This is a genomic window from Acetivibrio clariflavus DSM 19732, assembly GCF_000237085.1.
Taxonomy (GTDB): domain Bacteria; phylum Bacillota; class Clostridia; order Acetivibrionales; family Acetivibrionaceae; genus Acetivibrio; species Acetivibrio clariflavus.
Genome location: NC_016627.1, coordinates 3698708 through 3719497 on the forward strand (window position 1 = coordinate 3698708; position 20790 = coordinate 3719497).

General features: G+C 35.0%; 13 protein-coding genes and 2 pseudogenes. 7 read left to right on the forward strand and 8 right to left on the reverse strand.

All coding sequences use genetic code 11. From position 1 onward, the window contains the following. Positions 1-14: 14 nt before the first annotated feature. From CLOCL_RS15465 to ltrA, 6 genes are all read right to left on the reverse strand, one after another. Positions 15-4448 carry a coiled-coil domain-containing protein gene (locus CLOCL_RS15465; RefSeq protein ID WP_014256223.1) on the reverse strand — a complete coding sequence of 1478 codons (4434 nt, stop codon included), beginning with the start codon at positions 4446-4448 and terminating at the stop codon, positions 15-17. 40 nt (positions 4449-4488) lie between these two features. Next, on the reverse strand, positions 4489-5202 hold the full coding sequence (locus tag CLOCL_RS15470; RefSeq protein WP_014256224.1) for a DUF6063 family protein: 714 nt from the start codon (positions 5200-5202) through the stop codon (positions 4489-4491). Beyond that, positions 5202-6776, reverse strand: a complete 1575-nt coding sequence (locus tag CLOCL_RS15475) for a hypothetical protein (RefSeq protein ID WP_014256225.1) — start codon at positions 6774-6776, stop codon at positions 5202-5204. The genes CLOCL_RS15470 and CLOCL_RS15475 overlap by 1 nt, the downstream gene beginning before the upstream one ends. Continuing rightward, entirely contained in the window at positions 6754-7800 is a 1047-nt protein-coding gene (locus tag CLOCL_RS15480; RefSeq protein WP_014256226.1) for a Wadjet anti-phage system protein JetD domain-containing protein, read from the reverse strand. Before CLOCL_RS15480 ends, CLOCL_RS15475 begins: the two co-directional genes overlap by 23 nt. A 172-nt stretch (positions 7801-7972) precedes the next feature. Then, positions 7973-8113 (reverse strand): helix-turn-helix domain-containing protein, encoded by a 141-nt coding sequence (locus tag CLOCL_RS15485; RefSeq protein ID WP_014256227.1) that lies wholly within the window; start codon positions 8111-8113, stop codon positions 7973-7975. Positions 8114-8262: 149 nt separating this feature from the next. Next, on the reverse strand, positions 8263-9507 hold the full coding sequence (gene ltrA, locus CLOCL_RS15490) for a group II intron reverse transcriptase/maturase (RefSeq protein WP_014256228.1): 1245 nt from the start codon (positions 9505-9507) through the stop codon (positions 8263-8265). 635 nt (positions 9508-10142) lie between these two features. On the opposite strand from ltrA, the pseudogene istA reads away from it, so the two are divergent. The 6 genes and pseudogenes from istA to CLOCL_RS15520 all read left to right on the forward strand — a co-directional run bounded on the left by istA (position 10143) and on the right by CLOCL_RS15520 (position 15271). After that, positions 10143-11664, forward strand: a pseudogene (gene istA, locus CLOCL_RS15495) (IS21 family transposase). Continuing rightward, positions 11658-12386 (forward strand): IS21-like element helper ATPase IstB, encoded by a 729-nt coding sequence (gene istB / locus CLOCL_RS15500; RefSeq protein WP_014256229.1) that lies wholly within the window; start codon positions 11658-11660, stop codon positions 12384-12386. The pseudogene istA and the gene istB overlap by 7 nt, the downstream one beginning before the upstream one ends. A gap of 226 nt (positions 12387-12612) precedes the next feature. Next, positions 12613-12966: an IS66 family insertion sequence element accessory protein TnpA gene (gene tnpA, locus CLOCL_RS15505; protein WP_014253714.1), complete on the forward strand. Its 354-nt coding sequence runs from the start codon at positions 12613-12615 to the stop codon at positions 12964-12966. Beyond that, positions 12963-13316 (forward strand): IS66 family insertion sequence element accessory protein TnpB, encoded by a 354-nt coding sequence (tnpB, locus tag CLOCL_RS15510; protein WP_014253715.1) that lies wholly within the window; start codon positions 12963-12965, stop codon positions 13314-13316. Before tnpA ends, tnpB begins: the two co-directional genes overlap by 4 nt. A gap of 64 nt (positions 13317-13380) precedes the next feature. Further along, positions 13381-14990: pseudogene (gene tnpC / locus CLOCL_RS15515) on the forward strand (IS66 family transposase). Then, positions 14987-15271: a hypothetical protein gene (locus CLOCL_RS15520; protein ID WP_014256230.1), complete on the forward strand. Its 285-nt coding sequence runs from the start codon at positions 14987-14989 to the stop codon at positions 15269-15271. Before tnpC ends, CLOCL_RS15520 begins: the two are co-directional and overlap by 4 nt. A 1201-nt stretch (positions 15272-16472) precedes the next feature. Here CLOCL_RS15520 and CLOCL_RS15535 read toward each other — a convergent pair. Beyond that, the gene (locus CLOCL_RS15535; protein WP_041715214.1) at positions 16473-19118 is read right to left on the reverse strand and encodes an RHS repeat-associated core domain-containing protein; all 2646 of its coding nucleotides are present in this window, start codon (positions 19116-19118) and stop codon (positions 16473-16475) included. Positions 19119-19280: 162 nt separating this feature from the next. Next, positions 19281-19565 carry a hypothetical protein gene (locus CLOCL_RS15540; RefSeq protein ID WP_014253716.1) on the reverse strand — a complete coding sequence of 95 codons (285 nt, stop codon included), beginning with the start codon at positions 19563-19565 and terminating at the stop codon, positions 19281-19283. A 122-nt stretch (positions 19566-19687) separates the two neighbouring features. On the opposite strand from CLOCL_RS15540, the gene CLOCL_RS15545 reads away from it, so the two are divergent. Then, positions 19688-20719: an IS6 family transposase gene (locus tag CLOCL_RS15545; RefSeq protein ID WP_014254860.1), complete on the forward strand. Its 1032-nt coding sequence runs from the start codon at positions 19688-19690 to the stop codon at positions 20717-20719. Positions 20720-20790: the final 71 nt, after the last annotated feature.

The following is a 20790-nucleotide window of genomic DNA, read 5'->3' on the forward strand; positions in this document are numbered from 1 at the left end:
TCTCTTTTCTATCGCTAAAACAAAGTCATCTGTTCCGACTTAACTTTATAAAATGCCGATTCCAACCCTTCCTGGGACTTAACCAGTTTAGACTGTATTACGCTCATATTCATCCCTGTAAGCTGTCTATGTATGAGACTGTAGACTACATCAAACTGCATATAAATATCCACCTGCATGTGCCCTGTCAGACATATCATCTGGGTATTTGTGCCCTTGGCCAATTCAAATATATAGGATAAAAGATATCCAGCATTAGCCTGTCCAAAGGGATTGTCTATCCATATAACTTTACTGGAATCCGGCCATCCCGTCTTTTTAACTCTAAGGTAAGAAATAATTGAAATGAACATGGCAAAAAATCCGGCAAGTTTTTCTCCTCCAGACCAATTTATAACCACTTCCCAAGGAATATACCTAGATGCTCCTGTAGCCTCAGGTTTAAATACCTTTATTGAATATTCATTGAGGTTTGTTATCGCATCCAACAGACTTACAGGAGACATAATTTTTGATATCTCCCCGTCAATCTTGGCAGGGTCATATTTTCCATCTGCTTTCATCTTTTCAATCTCTTCGATGGAATGCTCTATATATTTTGTCATCAAAGCTTTTCCTTCTTCAGGATGCAGTTGGGGCATTTCAATCACTATAGTCTTCCTGTTTACTCCATCGATATTTATTTTCGAGTAGGTATCAACTCTCTTTAGTTCTTCATAAACTGCCTCTGCCTTGCTGTAACAGCGTTCCACTATCTCATTCTTGTCCCTTAGTGATTCCTCCAATTGCAGCTGTGCACCCTTCTTCATGTTTTCAACGCTGTCAATTATATCTTTGAACAAACCCTTAACATACGTATAATTATATTTATCATTATTCATTATCTTTTCAATAATCATTCTGATTGTCACATTTTCTGCCCAATCAGCATCTTTGTATAGCTCATCGTAGCTCTTCTCTACTGTCGATTCTATCTGCTTCAATTCTTCGAGTAAGTTTTTGTAAATATCGCGGTTCTCGTTGATAATAACATCTATTCTTTCCACCGGAAGCTGAAGCATATCCCACATAGAAATACTTTCACCGTTATGTACGAGACTGTCCATGTACTCCCTTGATTCGCTTCGAATTGTTATTTTATTTATATTAATGTAGTCTTCAATTCTCCCTCCGGACTGCAAAAGTCTTTCTCTTCTTTTTTTAATTTCTTCAAGCTTTTTTGAGTTCTTTTGCCTTTTTCTGTTAAAAGCTTCTATCTGAGAATCAAAAGTTTCTGCATCAACACTTTCAAACGTTTCAAACTCAAAGGGTTCTAATTTGAAATTTTTCTCAATATTCTTCTTGTGCTCCTTTATCTCTCCTTCTAATGTCTTTATTTGGTCGGAAATTGTTCTCTCATTTTCCCTTATCCTCTTATTTTCAGCTTTCAGTAAATCAAGTTTTCTCTTTTCCTCTTCAAGTTCTTCATCGGAAAAAGATATTACCCTGCCTTCAAAATCAGCCTCACAAAATCCTTTATTGTGAATCTCTTTTATTCTTCGCTTTACATCCTTCATTCGACTCTCTATGAATTGTTGAATACGCTCAGTCTCACTATTGGCAATTTTTCTCTCAAGGCCTTGAGCTCTTGAGAGAATTTCTTCCAGGCTGCCTTTTATATCCATAGCAGGCTTATCTATATTAAGCTTTACTGATATTTGGTCCAGTTTTTCCTTGTTACTTTGATTTTCTCTTACATATGCCTCAAGATTTCTTTTGGTATCTTCGATCTTCTTTGACGTAGAATTAAGCTCTTCATTGAGATTTCTCTTCTCTTCTTCAACTCTAACCAGTATTAACTCCTCTTCTCGGTACCCCTTTTCCAGTTCCTTTATCTTCCCAGAAAGTTCAATATATTCAGTAAGATTGGCTATATCGGTGTTTTTCTCATCTATAAGCCTCTCTATATTACTTATGGCATTTTCATTTTCTTTTATTGTCTTTTTAAGCAGCTCCTTATTTTCTTGAAGCTCTTTTAAAGAAGCTTCATTTTCATATATCTTTTTATCAAGCTCATCAAGTTGACTTTGCATTTCCTTCAGATATCCCTGTGGGTACAATTTCACAAATTCAGAACACCTTTCGATAAGCCCCGTTATTCTTTCCTGATCAATTTTTATTGCTTTACAATTTTCCTCAAATCTTAAAATATTTTGAGCCAAAGTGTTCAAATAATCAGCAAAAGCATCGGAATTCAATGCAAAAGTATTATTATTGGCAAATACAACATAAGCTTCCATACTACCTAATCTATCAATACCGGAAGAATGCTTATCTTCTCCTGTCGGTGTAAAAATTCCGTCCTCAGAATCAACTATAAAGGTAACAGGAGAACTTTCAACCAGTTCAAGTATCTGATTTTTCAGTGAGAATTTGCCCGAATCTGATATTATTTTCTCAAATTCAGCCTTCTCCAGTACAATTGAATGACATAAAAGCGGATTTCTGTGCAAAAATTCTTCTCTCAAATCCTCACGCTGGTTCTTCAGCCACAACGATCCGGGTATACACCTTATACCGTTGCTTTTCAAAAACTCATACACCTTTTTAAGCTCCATATCGGGAATATAATATTCAATGCCTTCATAAAGCAATTTTCTCTTTTGAAGTTCGTGATATTTTCCAAGAACCTCGCTCAAAGAATTATCCACCTTTGCCTTATGAGCTTTCAAGGACTCCAATGCACTTTTGCTGTAGACATCACCATCGATTTCATACATACTTATTTCTCTGTTTATTTTTGAAAAACGTTCCTCAAAAACTTCTATTTCTTCATTTTTGGTCTTACGGTTCTGCTCTAGTGCAGCGACAGCTTCTTTAATTCTCGTTTCACTGATAGAAATATCATCACAAGATTTATTTGCCTTCTCAATCTCTTCTGTCAAGTCTCTTTTCTTATCCGAAAGCTTGTCCCTTTCATCTATAAGGTTTTTAAGTCCGGCATTTGAGTCTACCAATAACGTCATATCCTTTACGAAATAGCTCGTAAGTTTTGATTGTCTGTCCTTATTGTCATCTAGTCTTGTCTTTATAGAGGACAATCTGTCCCTTATACTGTCCCTTTCACTGTCTTTTTCCTTTAACTCCTTCTCAATTGCTTCCTGTTCTTTCCTTAATTTTTCCAATTGCTGTTTCAACTCTTCAATAAGCTTCAGAACTTTTTCATTTTCCTCAACCAGAATACGTTTTGCAAAAAACAGACAGCTCTGGTACTCTCTCTCTATCTCCTCCTCTTTCTTTGAAGCTGTTTCAAGCTGTGCCTTATATGTATTGATTTCTTTTCTGGCATTCAACACTTCTTCAAAAAGAGAAGCAGATTCCATATATTTTATTTTTTTATCCTTTTCTTCAATTTTACTTTCAATTTTCTCAATACTGCCAAGTATATCTTCAAGCTCTTTATTTAATGATTGAAGTTCTATGACTTTATTTTGATATTCCAAGCTATCCTTTTTATATGACAGTTCCTTGATTTTTTCAAAATAATCTCTATCCTTCGTCTCTAGCTCTTCCACTTCTTTATTCAGTTTATCGGTTGCAAGGCAAATAAGGTTACTCAGAGCCAAAATATTTCTGCTTACTTTATCAATTTCTTCAACAGCAGCTCCATAGCTTTCAAGCTTCGAAAGAAGATTTGCAGCCTTATCGCAAAAAGCTTCATACATCTTTATATTATGCTGATATAGAGGTATATTTTTTAAATTTTCAAGATGCTTTTTAAAAGTATCTTCAAGTATTCTCGAGGTTTCACCCTCTCCCATCGGTATATTGGGAATTATCAACTTCTCTATTACACTTCTTGACTTTCTGGCATTCTCAAAAAACTTGTCAATTCCACCTTCCGACTGGTTTATAATCTTAATGGCATCAAATTCTTCCTTAAACAAATTAAATGTATACAGCTTATCTCGGTACTCCTTCTGACGGTCTTTCGAATACACGTTTATATTCAGACGCATTTCAGAAGAAAGCCTTTTTAAGTAGTTATAAAATTCTGAAAAACCTATAACTTGCTTATCCGCAGTTAGCACCTCCATACCTTTTATGTCAAAATCATGAGGCAATGTATAGTTATGGGTGTAAGTAAAAAACCTTAATCCATCCGCACTTTTTGAGACACAAATTCCCGTAAGAAGATAGTCGGATCTTACACCGTCCAAAGCCCATTCAATCATAATATGAGTAGGAGAAGAATTGACCTTGAAATAATCGGAAAAATTCCTGCTACCCATATTGGTATTTGGAAGCACCGACTGAAGTGCAAGTTGAAGTATAACACTCTTTCCGCCGCCATTTTCAAGGTTTATGAGGGCATTCTTACCGTCAAATTCATAAAGTTCGTTTGCAATGTATTTTTTATCATCATCATATTTGAAATTTACAATTCTGAATCTGTTTATCCTAGGCATAAAACCATATCCTTTCAAATTTCATAGCCTGCAAAACCTTTTATATTCTTTCAAGGAAGGAAAGAATCTCCTTCTTTCTTGTGCTTTCGGGGTAATAACCAATTATAAGCGTATCAAACTTTTCTGTCGTGTATATCTCACTGTCATTATCCACATTTACAAGCCCCTGTTCCTGTAAAAACTTTAATGTCCTATATATAAAACTTATTCTTGTACCTTTTGACTGGCTAAAACTCTTTATTTTTTCATCATATGCCGGAATATCAAGCCAGAGTTTTGCTACACTTGAAAAATTAAAATTTAATGCTTCATCAGTTTCTTCACTGTTTTCCATTGAATTGTAAGCTTCAAGCTTTTTTGTAATAAATTCTTCCAGTTCCTCCACCTTAAGAAGGGTTCGAATTTTGTTGTTGTAATTTTCTCCGTTATAGAACTTTATTATTATTGATAGTATCACTACATAACAAATATATAATTCGGTATTGTTTGCCAAGCCCATTTTCTCCCTGAGATTTTCATTGGTAAATCCAAAAAAACGATTATCGGTTCTTGGCGTAAAATAAACTGTATCTCCTGACCGTAATATCATTATCCCTGACTCTTCCTCAAAAATTCTTATAATATATGATATTTCAGGGTCATCAAAGCCCTCAAAATCTTCCGGGTTATTCTTCTTTGTAACTTTTGACTTTTCAATCAAATTCATGTATAAAGCAAAAGCCTTTCTTACTGAGTCGGCTGACAGATTTTCCATCACTTTACCCCCTTAATTGCAAAATCGGTGATTTCATTTCCGTTTTCAAAGACAATCTTTTTTTCCGTTGACAGCAAAATCAGCGATTTTAAAGCCTTCAATTCCGGTTTTGCAGCAAATATTCTATCAAACAGGTAATATATATTTATGTTGTAGCTTGCAGTGTCTCTAACCATCTTGCTTAAAACATCTTCCAAATCCTTAAAATCAATCAGCTTGTGCTGATGCAAAATCACTATCAGACTATAAAAGTCAAAATCATAGGAAGTAGATTTATATAATTGCTCGTCCAACCTTTTTATGGCACAACTCAAACAAGACTCTCCTTCATGGAATGCTTCAAGCAATATAGCCTCAAGGTATGCCATAACCTTTAAGTCCCTTTTCTCCCTATCCTCACGCTCTTTCTTTTCTTTCATTTCCACTTGCATCTCAATATCTATTGTTTCCCTTTCTTCTTCAGTCTCACTCTTTACCCTTTGAGGTTCGAATGCTTTGAAGGGATTAAAAAACTTATTGCGCGCAGTATTTACAAAAAGCGGTGCCAAAATATCCTGCAGGGTTTCATAACTTTTATTTTTTAAAATTAAAACATCAAAAATGCTCTTTTCAAAGTCAATATACTCACTGACTCCTTGGCGAAGCCTCAGTTCCAAAGTTTTTAAGTATTCACCTAAAATATCCAACTTATCATTAAAAAGCCGATCATGTTCAGAAGTTGTTATATTAAGCTTTTTCGTTAGTGTTTTTATCTGCTCAAGACTCTTAAGCTCTTTCTCTTCCAAGTCATTATAGCTAATTTTTTCAATGTTATCTCTCTGTTCTTTCAGTATTCTCTTTATATTTTGAAACTCACGCCTCTCCGATTCGAACTGCTCCTTTATTCTGCCGAAAAGAATCTTCAGTTCTTCGAAGTTAATGCTCAAAACGTTTTGTCTTATATTTAGCAAAAGGTTTTCAAGTCTCTCACGAAGCTGTCTTACCTGAAGATTAAGTTCATTTACTGTTTGCAATGCTCCGGAAAAAACACCTTTTTCAATCTGCTGTTTTAGGTACATCTGAGTTATATTTATTCTAAATTCCGAATAAATCTCCCTTGTCTTAAACAAAAGCTCCATGCCCTGATCGGTTAGCTTGTAGCGGGCAGACTTTTTTATCTCATAATAGGAAGTATCTATTAGCTTTATAGGAATAGATTCATCCTTGTTATTTTCAAGGTTTTTGAATTTAAACTCTAAAACTTCGCCACCGCTTCCTGAGATGGAGTCCCTTATATAGAAAGCCATTTCTCGTGATTCTTCCTGTGTCATATTTATATCATAGGAACGTTTTAAAATAGTTTGAAGAAATCCTGCAATATCATCAATACTGCACTCTTCTCTACCAATCAGCATATTTTCCAATATAAACAATAACACAGAAAATCCGATGGAAACCATGTCAACTTCATTATATTTTTGAAATCCGGACAGTTTGCGTGAAAGGTGAATAAAAGGCGCCAAACTTTGCATTCTTCCTCGAAAATCTTTAAGACAGTCTAAGATAGCCCCTTCATATATTAATTTTTCTTCCAAAATTCACCGCCTCCTGTGGAATATATCTGCCATTATACAATATTTCCGATATTTTTTTCTTGCTTTCCTCATCAAAATACATAAGAAACAAATCAAGGCATATGTCCGATTGCTTTGTTCTTATCTTAGGCGGATTTTTTGCTTCTGCAAGCATTTGCCTATATAAGTTTACATGAGGCACAATCAAATGCGTACCGTACTTTGACGCCATAGAGTTGAATATTCCTATACCTTCAAAATCAAGGTCACCGAAATAATACACCCTATCAATGGAAGTTCCTGTCGCCACTTCATTAATAAAGCTAAAGCTGTTTACTATTTTCTTCCCCTCTCCATAAATGAGCATATCTATATTTACACCGCACAAATCCTTATCAGGCCTTCTTTCAAGGTACTTCAGAGCGGAATAAAAAGTGTCCTTGTTTTCTATAATGAGGATATTAAGCTTATCCTTAGGCTGAAACAATATGTAGAAAAAAGCCTCAAGTGTCTTGTAACAATTTAAATCCGTAAAAGAAAGTCCAAGGCGTTTAAGCAAAACCTTGCCTCTTGATTCCAAAAACTTCTCGTTATTGAAAATTTCAAAAGATCTTTCATTCATAGTACAGCGAAATTTTAGAGATTTATTTTCAAAGTCTTCAAGAAGATACTTTGACAACATAAGTACATAATCTCTGTCTTCTCTGTATGCTTCAGGATTTTTATAGTAATAGCTTTTATCAAGTTTAGGGTGCAAAGACTGAAGTTCATGCAAAAGTTCATCATCCAACTGTTTTTTGTCTTTAATCAAAATTCTATATTTATTGTATAGAGAAGGATTTCTACCATTAGTTCCCGATGCCTTAACAGGTGTTATCATGCCTTCTTCACAAAACTGCTCAATAACATGGGCAAACGTTCTGTAACCGCCCTTTAGTTCAAAATTTTCACTTCCAAGTTTTCTTTCTATATTTGAAAGTATATCAGCTGTTTCAAAAACCTTTTTAGATTGACTTTCAATTATCTTATAAATGATATTTTCCATTTTGTCACCCAATAGTAAATATAATTCTGTATTTGCAATTACATTATATCATACTGTGAATGTTTTTCATTGACTTTAATTTCTACTTAGGCGAAAATAAGAACTGTTTAGCAATAAAAACAAGCAAGCTACAATCTTTTTTGCTAATTTAGCATTACCTAATCTTTGAGCTCTAACGTTTCATTACAGTTGCTTTGCTTACTCCATTCGTTCGGCAAAACTCTTTGATACTTTGCCCACTTTCAAGCCGGGTTTGTATTAATTCCGCCCACTTTGATAATTGTTGTTCAGTTGTTACTTTTTCCATGTCCATACAATCACTCCGTTTATTCTTTTTTACAGTGATTGTATCAACTTCGCAACCATTCTACTATGTGATGATCTGGTCGAGTAAACCCGGGGAATTTCACCCCGAGTTTCTCACGGAACCGTACGTGATAATCTCCCATCATACGGCTCTTGTTATCCAATCGTCGGACGTATCCCTATTTTCCAGTGGTAGAATAAATCAGATTTAGATTTTGCTAGACGTGCCAGATATCTATATGCTTTTCCTTTACTTCCTCTAATTCTTTTATACTTTTTCCTACACCACTTGATTAATGAGAGATTCACATAATTTAATACTTTTATTGCTTCCCTTGAACAAAATTTTGAAAAGTAGTTAGCCCAACCCCGTATTACTGGATTCATTTCTTCCGCAAGCTTTTCTATGGATACTATTTTGTTGTTCCTTCTTATTTCTCTTATCCTATCCCTAAACTTTTGACTTGCTTCTTTGCTGACTGCCGGAGTAAATGCATTGAAGAAGTTGCCATACTTGCTCTTGACTAACCTTCTCCTGAAGGTATACCCAAGAAAATCAAAGGATTCGTGCTCGTGTCTTTCTGTATTTTTGTCACTTCTACAATATACAATGCGAGTCTTTTCCGGGTGTATCTCAAGTTTACATTTAAGCATTCGTTCTTTTAGTTTTCCTAAAATATATTCCGCTTCTTCCTTTGTTTTGCAGTGAATTATTCCATCGTCTGCATATCTTACCCATTGATTCCCCGGAAATTCCCTCTTCATCCACATGTCAAATGCATAGTGCATAAAGAGATTTGCTAAAACCGGACTTATTACTCCTCCTTGTGGTGTTCCGCATTTCCTTTGCTGTATCGTCCCGTCCGGCATTTTTATTGCTGCTTTTAGAAACCTCTCAATATACAGGATAATCCATTTGCTCTCTGTATGCTTTCTTACCGCCCTATTTAATAATTCGTGGTCTATATTGTCAAATAGTCCTTTGATGTCAAATTCCAATACCCATGGCGTTTTCCAGCACCTTTCCCTGGTTACTGCTACCGCTTCAATTGCTGAACGGTTTTGCCTATATCCATATGAATTACTACTAAATATAGGCTCAACTAACTTCTCAAAGCTCATGCGGACGGTCATTTGTGCCACTCTGTCTTCTATTGTCGGTATCCCCAGTAACCTTTTCTTCCCGTTTTTCTTTGGTATTTCCACTCCCTTTACTGCTTTTGGCAAATAGCTACCTGATGACATCCTGTTCCATAGCTTGTATAGGTTGTTCTTCAACTCCTTTTCAAATTCTTCAAAGTTAACACCATCAACTCCACTTGCACCATGATTCGCTTTTACACGTTTGTATGCTTCCAGGACTTGATGTCGTGAAATCTCAAACGACTTTCCTTCTTCCATTAAATCCTCCCATTTCTGGTTGTTTAAATTCTGAAGTATAGATAACAGAATCCCTTCGCTCCATTACCATTACAGTAACTTCTACACTACTACGAATTCTTCCGCATCTATGCTCTACATCGCTACTTTCATCCTTGTCATTCCTTCGCTTGGATTTTTCACTTTACATTAGAGCACAGACTTCTCCTGTTCCTTGTAAGAGCCTGTACCAAGCTCCTGCAATCTCTACGCCGACAGCCATCTGAACAGTAATCAGGTTCCCTTCAGATTTATCCCGCGTGGTCAAAAACACCCGGTTTCGACTGTATTTACGTATTAACGACGCTTCCTCGATTGTTCATTTTCATTCAGCTTCTTGGTACGCACTTGATTGATTCATCAACCTTTTCCTGTAACGCTCAATACCACAGCTTTTGACTGCAGCACCTACAGGCAGTTTGAAACCTGCACCTGAATACCGATTTCGAGAGGCTGTTTAATGTAAAATAAAAATGGACAAAAGTGAAAAAAGAATTCCCCACTTTTGCAATTAATAAATCCCCAGAAATGAAAAAGCCATTGAAGGCACCACCATTTAAATTTATCCTTGTATTAGAGACCAATCTTTTACAAGGAGGAACTGGAGGATGCTATCAATGACTCAAAAAAATCATATCAGAAAAATGTATTATGAACAAGGTATAAGCATTAGTCAAATTTCTAGGGAAACCAACTTTGATAGAAAAACTATAAGAAAGTATATAGACAAAACAGATTGGAATGAATATCCCATTGATAAAATTGCAAAAAGAGGAAGACCAGAAAAACTTAAACCTTTTAAGGATACCATAGACAAATGGCTTATGGAAGATAAGACAGCAAGAAGAAAACAGAGACATACCGCAAAACGGATTTATGAAAGATTAATTGAAATATATAAAGATGAATTTGATTGTTGTTACAAGACAGTATCAAATTATGTTAGAGGGAAGAAAAAAGAAATATATGCAAAATCAGATGGGTACCTGCCTTTGGAACATAAGCCAGGAGAAGCTCAGGTAGACTTTGGTGAAGCAGACTTCTATCTAAACGATAGATTATACAATGGTTACTACATAAATATTTCATTCCCATACAGCAATCAAGGATATACTCAGCTTTTCAAAGGTCAAAATCAGGAATGTCCTTTTTGAAGGACTTATCAATATATTTAAGCATATTCAGGGAGTACCCTATAGGATATGGTTTGATAATGCTAGCACCATAGTTTCAAAAGTATTAAAAGGAGGCGATAGAGATTTAACAGATGATTTTTTGAGGTTTAAAGAACACTACAACTTTGAAGCTGTGTTTTGCAATCCTAACTCTGGTCATGAGAAGGGATCAGTTGAGTCAAAAGTGGGATATCACAGAAGGAACATGTTTGTTCCTGTACCTAAAATAACTAATCTGGAAGAATTCAATAAAGAACTTTTAATAAAATGTGATAATGATGCTGATAGAGAACATTATCGAAAAGAAGTAAAAATATCAGAATTGCATATTGAAGATAGAAAATCATTAATACCACTACCAACTGTAGAATTTGATACAGGAAAATATTTAACCGTAAAAACAAATGGGTATGGGAAATTTACACTAAATAATGGAATCCACGAATATTCTACATCTCCTAAATATGCAAATGAAAAAATTAATATCAAGATAACAGCTAATGAGGTAATTATATTTGATGAAAAATACAGAGAAACAATCAAACATACTCGACTATATGGTGATACTAAGCAGGAGAGCATGAAATGGCTTCCCCATCTTAATACTCTAGCCAAAAGACCTGGAGTATTGAAATATACTGGAATATATACTATGCTGCCACATCCTATGAAAGAGTATATAGAAACTTGTTCGAGACCTGAAAGGGGAAAAATTCTTCAAACGATAGCAACGATTTGTGAGAAATCAAACTTTGAAACAGCAGTAAAAGCAGTAAGTGAAGCGCTTTTGTATGGAGCAGCGGATGCAGATAGCTTGACGGCTCTTTTCAGCAGGCTAAATACTCCTGAACTTGATCTAAAACCTGCTAGAGTACCAGAGGGTATACCAAAACTTAAAAAGGTTGTTACCGACGTTTCTGCATATGATGCTTTGATAAAGGAAGCAGGTGGTAGCTTATGCTAAGTCTTGAAATAGCAGATTGCTGTAAGGCTTTAAAAATTAGTCAAAACATGGTGGAAAACAGTCAAAAGATAACTGCGGACAGTCATCAGGAATACTTACTCAAATTATTGAAGCTTGAGATAGAGCACCGAGAAAAGACCAGACAAAATAGGCTGATAAAGAGTGCAGGATTTTATACAATGAAATCCTTGGAAGCGTTTAAATTTGACGAAGTTACTGTTCCTGCGAGTATAAATATTGATTATTTAAGAAAATGTGAATTCATAAGAGACAAGAGCAATCTAGTGTTTTATGGGAATGTAGGAACTGGAAAAACTCATTTAGCAACGGCTATAGGTATAGAAGCATGTAAGTTAGGTAAATCAGTAAAGTTCTTCAGAACAGCCGCTTTAGTAAACAAGCTTTCAGAGGCAAAGAAAGCCAAAGAACTTTCGGGTTTTATCAAGCAAATTATGAAAAATGATCTTTTGATATTTGATGAATGGGGGTATATTCCTCTAGACAGAGATGGTTCACAGCTTTTATTCGAAATAATATCTGAATGCTATGAGAGAAAGAGCATAATCATCACAACCAACATAGAATTTTCAAGATGGACTAATGTGCTCTATGATGAACAAATGACAGGAGCGCTCATAGACAGATTGCTACATCATTGTCACTTGCTAATTTTTAATGGTGATAGTGAGAGAATGAAAAATTCATTAATCAGGCAAGGTTAACATAAAAAATCCCCACCGGTGCCTGGGGAAAAATTTTTTCATAACTGAGGAATTAATTATTGCAAAAAACAGAGAGGCCTACTCTCATCTCCTACAAAGCATGATTCATTGCGTTTATTCCCCCTCCTTTTGTCGCAATTTCGTAACCGTCAAATAGATCATCACATAGTAAAATGGTTGCATAGTTGATACAATCACTGTAAAAAAGAATAAACGGAGTGATTGTATGGACATGGAAAAAGTAACAACTGAACAACAATTATCTAGGTGGGCACAATTAATACAAAACCGGCTTGAAAGTGGGCAAAGTATCAAAGAGTTTTGCCGAACGAATGGAGTAAGCAAAGCCACATACTACTATTGGCAAAAGAAAGTCAGTGAAGCAAAGTGTACAGTAGTTGAAGAAGTAAAAGAACCCAAAATCGAAGTACCAAGTGGATGGATGCAGCTTGCATCGAAACCGGTGTACCCTGCAAAAGCTACACTGGAAATTAAAATTAATGGCTGTAATGTCACTGTAAATACGGAAACAGACTTAGAATTATTGAAAAAAGTTTGCCAGGTGTTGATGTCGTTATGATAAGATGGAATGAAAAACCAGTGTATCTTTGCGGAAGATTAACGGATATGAGGAAATCTATCAACGGATTAATAACACTGGTACAAGAAAGTTTCTCACTTGATCCGTTTATGAATGCACTGTTTGTGTTCTGTAACAGAAATAGAAACAGGATAAAAATCCTTGAATGGGATGGAGATGGGTTTTGGCTGTACTTTAAGAGGCTAGAACGAGGGCGATTTCGCTGGCCAACAGAAGAAGATTCAACCACAATGCTTCTTGATGTAAACGAATTAGCTTGTCTTATTGATAGTGCCAGATTAGAGAAAAAGCTCAGGAGAAAGGAAGTTTTAGAGCGTCAAATTTCGTAAGAAGAAATTCAAAAAAAGGATCAAAAAGCTGGATTTAATGTAATTTTTATGGTAATATTATCCCATGAAGAGACAAGAAATTTCAGTAGAAAAATTACTTGGTATAATTGAAGAAAAGGATCGCAGGATTGCCGAGTTGGAACAGCAAGTCCAATGGTTCATGGAACAAATACGCCTTTCAAAGCGTAAACAATTCGGTGTTATCTTGGCGAACAAACAAAGATTGAGCAAATCAATCTTTTTAATAATGAAGAGGAAGAGACTCATAATTTAGCTATTACCGAGCAAGAAAGGATAGAAGTAAAAGCTCATTACCGTAAGAGAACACGTCTAACAACAGATAAACTTCCTGAAGATTTACCGGTGGAGGTAATAGAGCACAAGTTACCCGAAAAGGAATGTATTTGCCCGGAATGCGGTAGTGAATTGCATACAATGGGAAAGGAAACTCGTGATGAGTTGAAGATTATTCCGGCAAAAGCGGTAATAGTGCGTCATATTAGGCATGTTTATTCATGCCGGAACTGTGAAAAAACATCCGACCATACTTCCATTGTAAAGGCAGATATACCGGAACCGGTCATAAAGGGAAGTTTTGCATCTCCTGAGACAATTGCCCATATAGCTACACAAAAATTCATGATGGGGTCTCCCTTATATCGTCAGGAGCAGGAATGGAAACAAAATGGCATTGAGATATCAAGGCAGACAATGTCAAATTGGTTGATAAAAGCCTGTGAGAATTGGCTGGAACCGATATATGAGGAGATGAAGAAACGGCTGTGTGAGCATGAGGTACTGCATGCAGATGAAACAGTGGTACAGGTGCTAAAAGAACCAGGGAAGGCGGCACAGTCGAAGAGTTACATGTGGCTGTACCGAACGAGCGGGGAGGCAAAACATCAGATAATACTTTATGACTACCAGCCGGACAGAAAACATATACATCCGGAGGAATTTCTAAAAGAATTTAGTGGATATTTACATGCAGACGGATATAACGGGTATTACAAGCTGCCCGAAAAAATTACTGTAATAGGTTGTTGGGCCCATGTACGGCGAAAGTTTTTTGAAGCGATGGAAGCCCTGCCCAAAGAAAAGCAAGCAACATCTAATGCAGCAAAGGGAGTAACATATTGTGATAAACTGTTTCATTTAGAGAAACAGTTTGCATTGCTATGCCCGGAAACCCGGTTAAAAGAACGAGAGAAGCAATCAAAGCCTATCATAGATGAATTTTATGATTGGATAAGAAAATTAAATGTACTACCCAAAACCCATCTGGGTAAAGCAGTACAATATGCGCAGTCCCAGCGAAAATATCTTGAGAGGTATATACTGGATGGACGATTGGAGATATCAAATAACCGTGCAGAGCGAAGTATAAAGCCTTTCGTAATCGGACGGAAGAATTGGCTTTTCAGTAATACGCCAGGTGGTGCGAGAACGAGCGCGGTGTATTACAGTCTTGTTGAAACAGCAAAAGAGAATGGATTGAATCCTTTTGAATATTTGTCATGGATATTTAGTCAAGCCCCTAATCTAGGGAAGCCTGGTTATGTGAGCACATTTGCTGATTTTCTGCCTGGTAGCATGAAAATACCTGCTAAGGTGTTTATACCGCAATCCAAAAGAACAGAGCCTGAGAAATATGCGTGGGAGGAAGATGAATGAAAGTTGGAAAACATACGATATTTATGATCAAATTTATCACGTATTTTATTAATGGGGGAATAGAGAGGTATTTATTTGATATAGATTATTCTGGTTATGTAATAGAGCATTTTCAATATATGGAGAATGAGAACAGCGAATTAGCAGAAAGATTTGCTTATACTGTAGATCAGGCATATGAACTTGGAACATCTCTTGGTTTATCAGATGAAGAGTTCAGGATGGAAATCTCCAACGCTTTCAATGAATGGTTAAGCGGAAAGATACCCAACTTAATTTAGATGCACATAGGTTATAGAATTAAAGCTTAGATTTCTGGTTAAAAAAGTTTTGTTGATTTTTAAAACTTTTCCAACCATTTTTATTAATGATTGTGTCATTCATGTGCGGGCCTGTTTGACGCTTACGCAATTTCATCTTCAGGACACACTTTGACGCTTACAATGAATCAAACCTGTATAAAAATAACGCCGACCAAAATTGTTGGTTGACGTCATAATTGATTTTTTATTTATTTTACTGTCTACTTGACAAGGAGTACTTTTAACGTTGATCTACTTTTTTAGACTACGTATAGCGTTTCATTGATTACATTTACTTTTTATTCCACAAACTATCTACCTCAAAATCTTTACAACAATTCTCACAATGATAATGAAACTTTACATTATAAATGTTGCCATAATATACATTACCAGCTATCGAATATTTACCTTTATGTGAGAAGTTATTAATTCTTACACGCTTTAGCTTTGCACCACAGTTAGGACATATCTTCTTGCAGAATAATGCTTTAAAAAGATCACCTAAACTTATTTTATAATATCTATTTTCCATTCCAAACATTCAATCACCTACTTTATCTTTGTAAAAACAATTTTATATATAAAAAATGCAATAATTGCTAACACTAAATTCATTGCTACACCTATTATGAAAACTACAAAATTTCGCCATAAAACTAAATATAAAATTAAACTCACAAAAGATAATGAAAAAAAGAAAATCCAAAACCAAAAGACAATTTTTTTAAAAATTTGATTAAACTTATTTAATTGTTTATTCATATAACATTTACCTCCATTTTTATATAAAACCTATTACCTAACGAACTAATCTTCACTAATCTTTTAAACTCCCACTAAATTTTGTCTAATGTCATTACTGATATAGGTATACAATCTTTAATCAAGTAGACTCATTCTGTAACCTTAGGTAACAAAGTCATTTAAATATCCTATTTTATTTTAATAAAATATATTATATCAAACTCTAGCATATATTGTACCTTCTATTTTTTTTGATTAATGATAGATTACAATACTATGCTAGAGTTTTTATTTGTAAGCTTCCGTAAACCAAAAGCTAATACAATAACTAAATTTACCTAGATGTATGCAGAATAATAATTAAGCACGTTTTAAATTCTTTCAGCCATAACATATGTTAATGTAATTAATTAGATTGTTTACTACATCTCTGTCAATCAAAACCTATCTCAAAATTTATACCTATCCCTGCTGGTCCAAAAGTACCTCCGGCCTCAGTTTCCATCTTCATTTTTTCAGGTTTTATGACAGCTTTCGCTTTTGCCCCATACCCCAAAAAAGTAAAGTAAGGCTTTACAACTACATTAACTTTCCACAAGTTAATCTCATATGCTAATTCACCCTTAAATGTAGCAACTTCAAACCCTAGCTGTGGACCTATTTCTTCTAAGCTAAGTGATAATCCAGCATATCCCTCAGCTGTTCCAATTTTAAAATTACTACCTGAATTTATACCAAAACCATCACTTCCCCATTGTTCATCTATAATATCGACTTCGATTATAGATACACTACCACCTGCTTTAGCTATAAAACCATCTTCATTATTTAATTCAAATTGTGCATCACCAGTAGCAGTTCCTACAAATATCCCCATATTTAAAGGAAGATACTGATCGTCATATTTTATAAGTGCTTTAGAGTCAGTATAATTTTTATCACGTATTTGAAGTATTGATACCCTAGAATAATCAAATTCATTATTAATCGTACTCTGATCATCTTTAGACGCTATATTTTCCAGTTCACTTTTTTTAGCATTAGCTATAGTTGCGTTACTGCCTTTTATTGTTTTTTGTATATTTGCTTCATACTGAGTCTTTACGCTACCACTCACTTTAGCTTTTGCAAGATCTTTTGGATCCGACTTTAGAATATTGTTATACTGTTTATATGCGTAATAATTAGATTCTGGACCTTCAAGCAAAAGCCCAAGTGACTCCCAAGTTTTATCTCCTACAATACCATCATCCTCTAGCCCATGGTCTTTTTGATATTTTTTGACTGCATCCCTAGTTAATTTGCCATAATAGCCATAATCCACTCCTTCTGGCATTTTTAAATAACCTTTAGAAACAAGGACCTTTTGAAGAATTATAATGTCATTATCATCCTTCATACCATACTTTAGAAGTTCATTCTTGTATTTATGTCCTGAATAATCCCAATAAATTATAGGATTATTAGCACAATAAGTATAAAGATTCAAGCTCAACGGGTCATTAATGTCACCCCTATACGTATCCTCCTGCAAGAATCTCGCAATTTTCGGATCATACATTCTTGCATTCAGGTAATACAGTCCGGTCTCATCATCATACTGATAACCTGCATATGTTATGCTGTTGTTTATCTTTTCTGAAGTCTCTTTACCGCTTGATGTATAATATTTCTGCTCCTGTATATTTCCAAAGGCATCGTAGTAGTAGCTAGCCCTTACAACTCCTGTTGAAGCATCAATTAATGCAGTTACATCGGCATGGCCGTTGTACATATAATATAGTGTATCATTACCTGCTTTCCTCATCAACAGATTTGTTCCATATATGTTCCTTCCTGTCTGATTGCCTTTACCATCTGTCTCAAGTACCACTTTATCAGACTCATACATGTATCTTGTTGTTGCGTCATTTACTGTTTTCTCTACTCTATATCCTTCTCCATTATATACATAGCTTATGTTCATATCGCCGATTTGGGTCTTGATAAGCTGGTTGAATCCGTCATAGCTGTTTACTATTACTTGAGAATCACCCATGGTTTCGGCATATAATCCTATAGACTCCCCTTCACTTACATCATAGGACTGTATTGTACTTTTTGACTTATAGGTCATGTTTCCGTTAAAATCATAACCATATATTTCTCTCTCTACCACCTTATCTCCCTGTTTCTTGGTAGATGACATAAGTCTGTTATCTTTGCTGTATTCATAAGTCGTAGTAGTGGTCTCTCCTTTGTAAACAACTGCCTCACTCTTCCTATTTCCAGCCCTGTCATATTCGTAACTTGTAGTTCTTCCATTTGGTTCGTTCACAGTCTTCAGTCTGTTCAATACATCATAAGTATAACTTGTTGTACCTTTATTAACTCCATTTATTACTTCCACTTTACTAGTCTGGTTGTGAGCTCTGTCATAGGTATAGGTGTAGGAATCCATTACTACATCAGTGCTTCCAGACTTCTTGTAATTCTTTAAAGTCCACAATAAGTTATCTTTGTAATAAGTATATTCTTCCTTGTAACCATTCGGATAAATTACATTTTTCACGCTACCGTTGTCATAATAATTGTATTCTGTTTTGGACGTACTTGTTAAGTTTCCGTCATAAACGTACTTTATCCTTCCGGCTTTATCATATACCTTTGTTGTAATATTGCCTTTAGGATCTTTGCTCTGCTCTGCTGTAAAACCTAAGTCCACACCTGCAGTAATATCGTAAGTGTAGGTTATTGTGCCAAAATTAGGTACTTTTTTTGTTTTTACTCTGTTAAGTTCATCATAAGTACGTTCTGTAGTTCCTGTACTATCAGTTATGGTAAGCTGATTTCCATTTCCATCGTATGTATACTGTACTGTCAAACTTCCTACCGATTTCTTCTTTAATCTTCCATGACAATCATACTCGTAATTAGTAATATCTCCGTTTTTGTCTTGTTTTGTTTTCACAAGACCGTTTGGATAGTATGTATAAGATTCAACTTTGTCACTACCCATATTCCATATCTTAACTACCTTATTAACTACGTTATACCTATAGTCTGTTCTATTTCCTTCTCCATCGGTCTGAGACAGCATATTTCCATTCAAATCATAAGTATAGGTTGTTGTTTCGTAAGCGTCAAACAGGCCCGCACATGAATGACACAATCATTAATAAAAATGGTTGGAAAAGTTTTGTAAATCGATAAAACTTTTTCAACCAAAACTTAATCTTTAATTTTTACAACCTATGTGCATCTAAATTAAGTTGGGTCTTTTTTCACCCAACCATTCATTGAAAGCATTGGCAATTTCCATTCTGAACTCTTCATCTGACAAACCAAGAGATGTTCCGAGTTCATATGCCTGATCCACAGTATAAGCAAATCTTTCTGCTAATTCGCTGTTCTCATTCTCCATATATGGAAAATGCTCTATTACATAACCAGAATAATCTATATCAAATAAATACCTCTCTATTCCCCCATTAATAAAATACGTGATAAATTTGATCATAAATATCGTATGTTTTCCAACTTTCATTCATCTTCCTCCCACGCATATTTCTCGCTCTGTAAACTTAAATGAAAATTGAGGACTTCAATCCTCTGTGGTACAATGTTTTTGCCAGAAAACAAATACCTCCCAGAAAGGATGAAGTCCTCATGCAAAAAATTGTACCAATTAAGTGCCCAAAATGCAATAATAAAGATTCTTTTTATCGCTATGGCAAAGATAGAGATGGTTATCAAAAATACCTTTGCCGTAAATGTAATCACCAATTTGCTCCTGATAGACCAACGTCTAAAAAGGTGCCTAAATACCCCCGTTGCCCTGTTTGCGGTAAAGCAACATTTCTTCATCACGATTATGAATACTACTCTAATTACCGTTGTTGTGATAAAAAGTGCAATTATTCTATGTTTGTTCCTAAACCAAATAATATATTACCTGCATCTATGTCTAAACTTGTTGGTAAGAATGATTTTAAACGTATGCGTTACCCAGTGCATATAATTATTACTGCTCTATCTATGTTTTACCTTGGCAAAAATTCTTTTAGAAATATTGCCTTAATACTTAGAGTAGCCCATAATGTTAAGGTTTCTCATACTACCATTAGCAATTGGTGTAAAAAGTTTGCTCCATTCTTTAATAATCTCTCTTTGGAACTTATACCAATGTTAGATTTTAATTCTGATGAATGGCATGCTGACGAAACAGTTATAAAAATTAATGGCCAAAAATATTATATTTGGTTTATCATAGATTCAGAAACCCGCTTTGTCTTAGGTTTTCATTTATCGCCTTATAGAGATTCTAGCCAAGCTTTTGCTTTGCTTAATTCTGTTAAAGATTTAGGTACTGTTAATGCCATAGTTAGCGATCGATATAGTGCTTATAAAGTACCAGTTAAATCTGTGCTAGGTAGTTCTGTTAAACATATTCGCGTTGAAAGCTTTAAAGATGATGTTTCTAATAATTTAATAGAGTCTTTCCATCATCAATTTAAAGCTTGGTATAAGACTAAGCAAGGTTTTAATTCCTTTGAATCAGCCAACAACCTAATCAGCATGTTCATATTTTTCTATAATTTTGTTAGGCCTCATTCATCTCTTAATGGCTTAACGCCAGCTCAAGTTGCTGGATTAAATCTAACTGAAAGAGAGAAGAAAAAGTATCTTCTTGTAGCATAAATTTTGCTTTAATTTCGCCAAAATATTTTTCAAATGTACGTCCTTGAGATTGTCAAGGGCGCGCGTTAGCG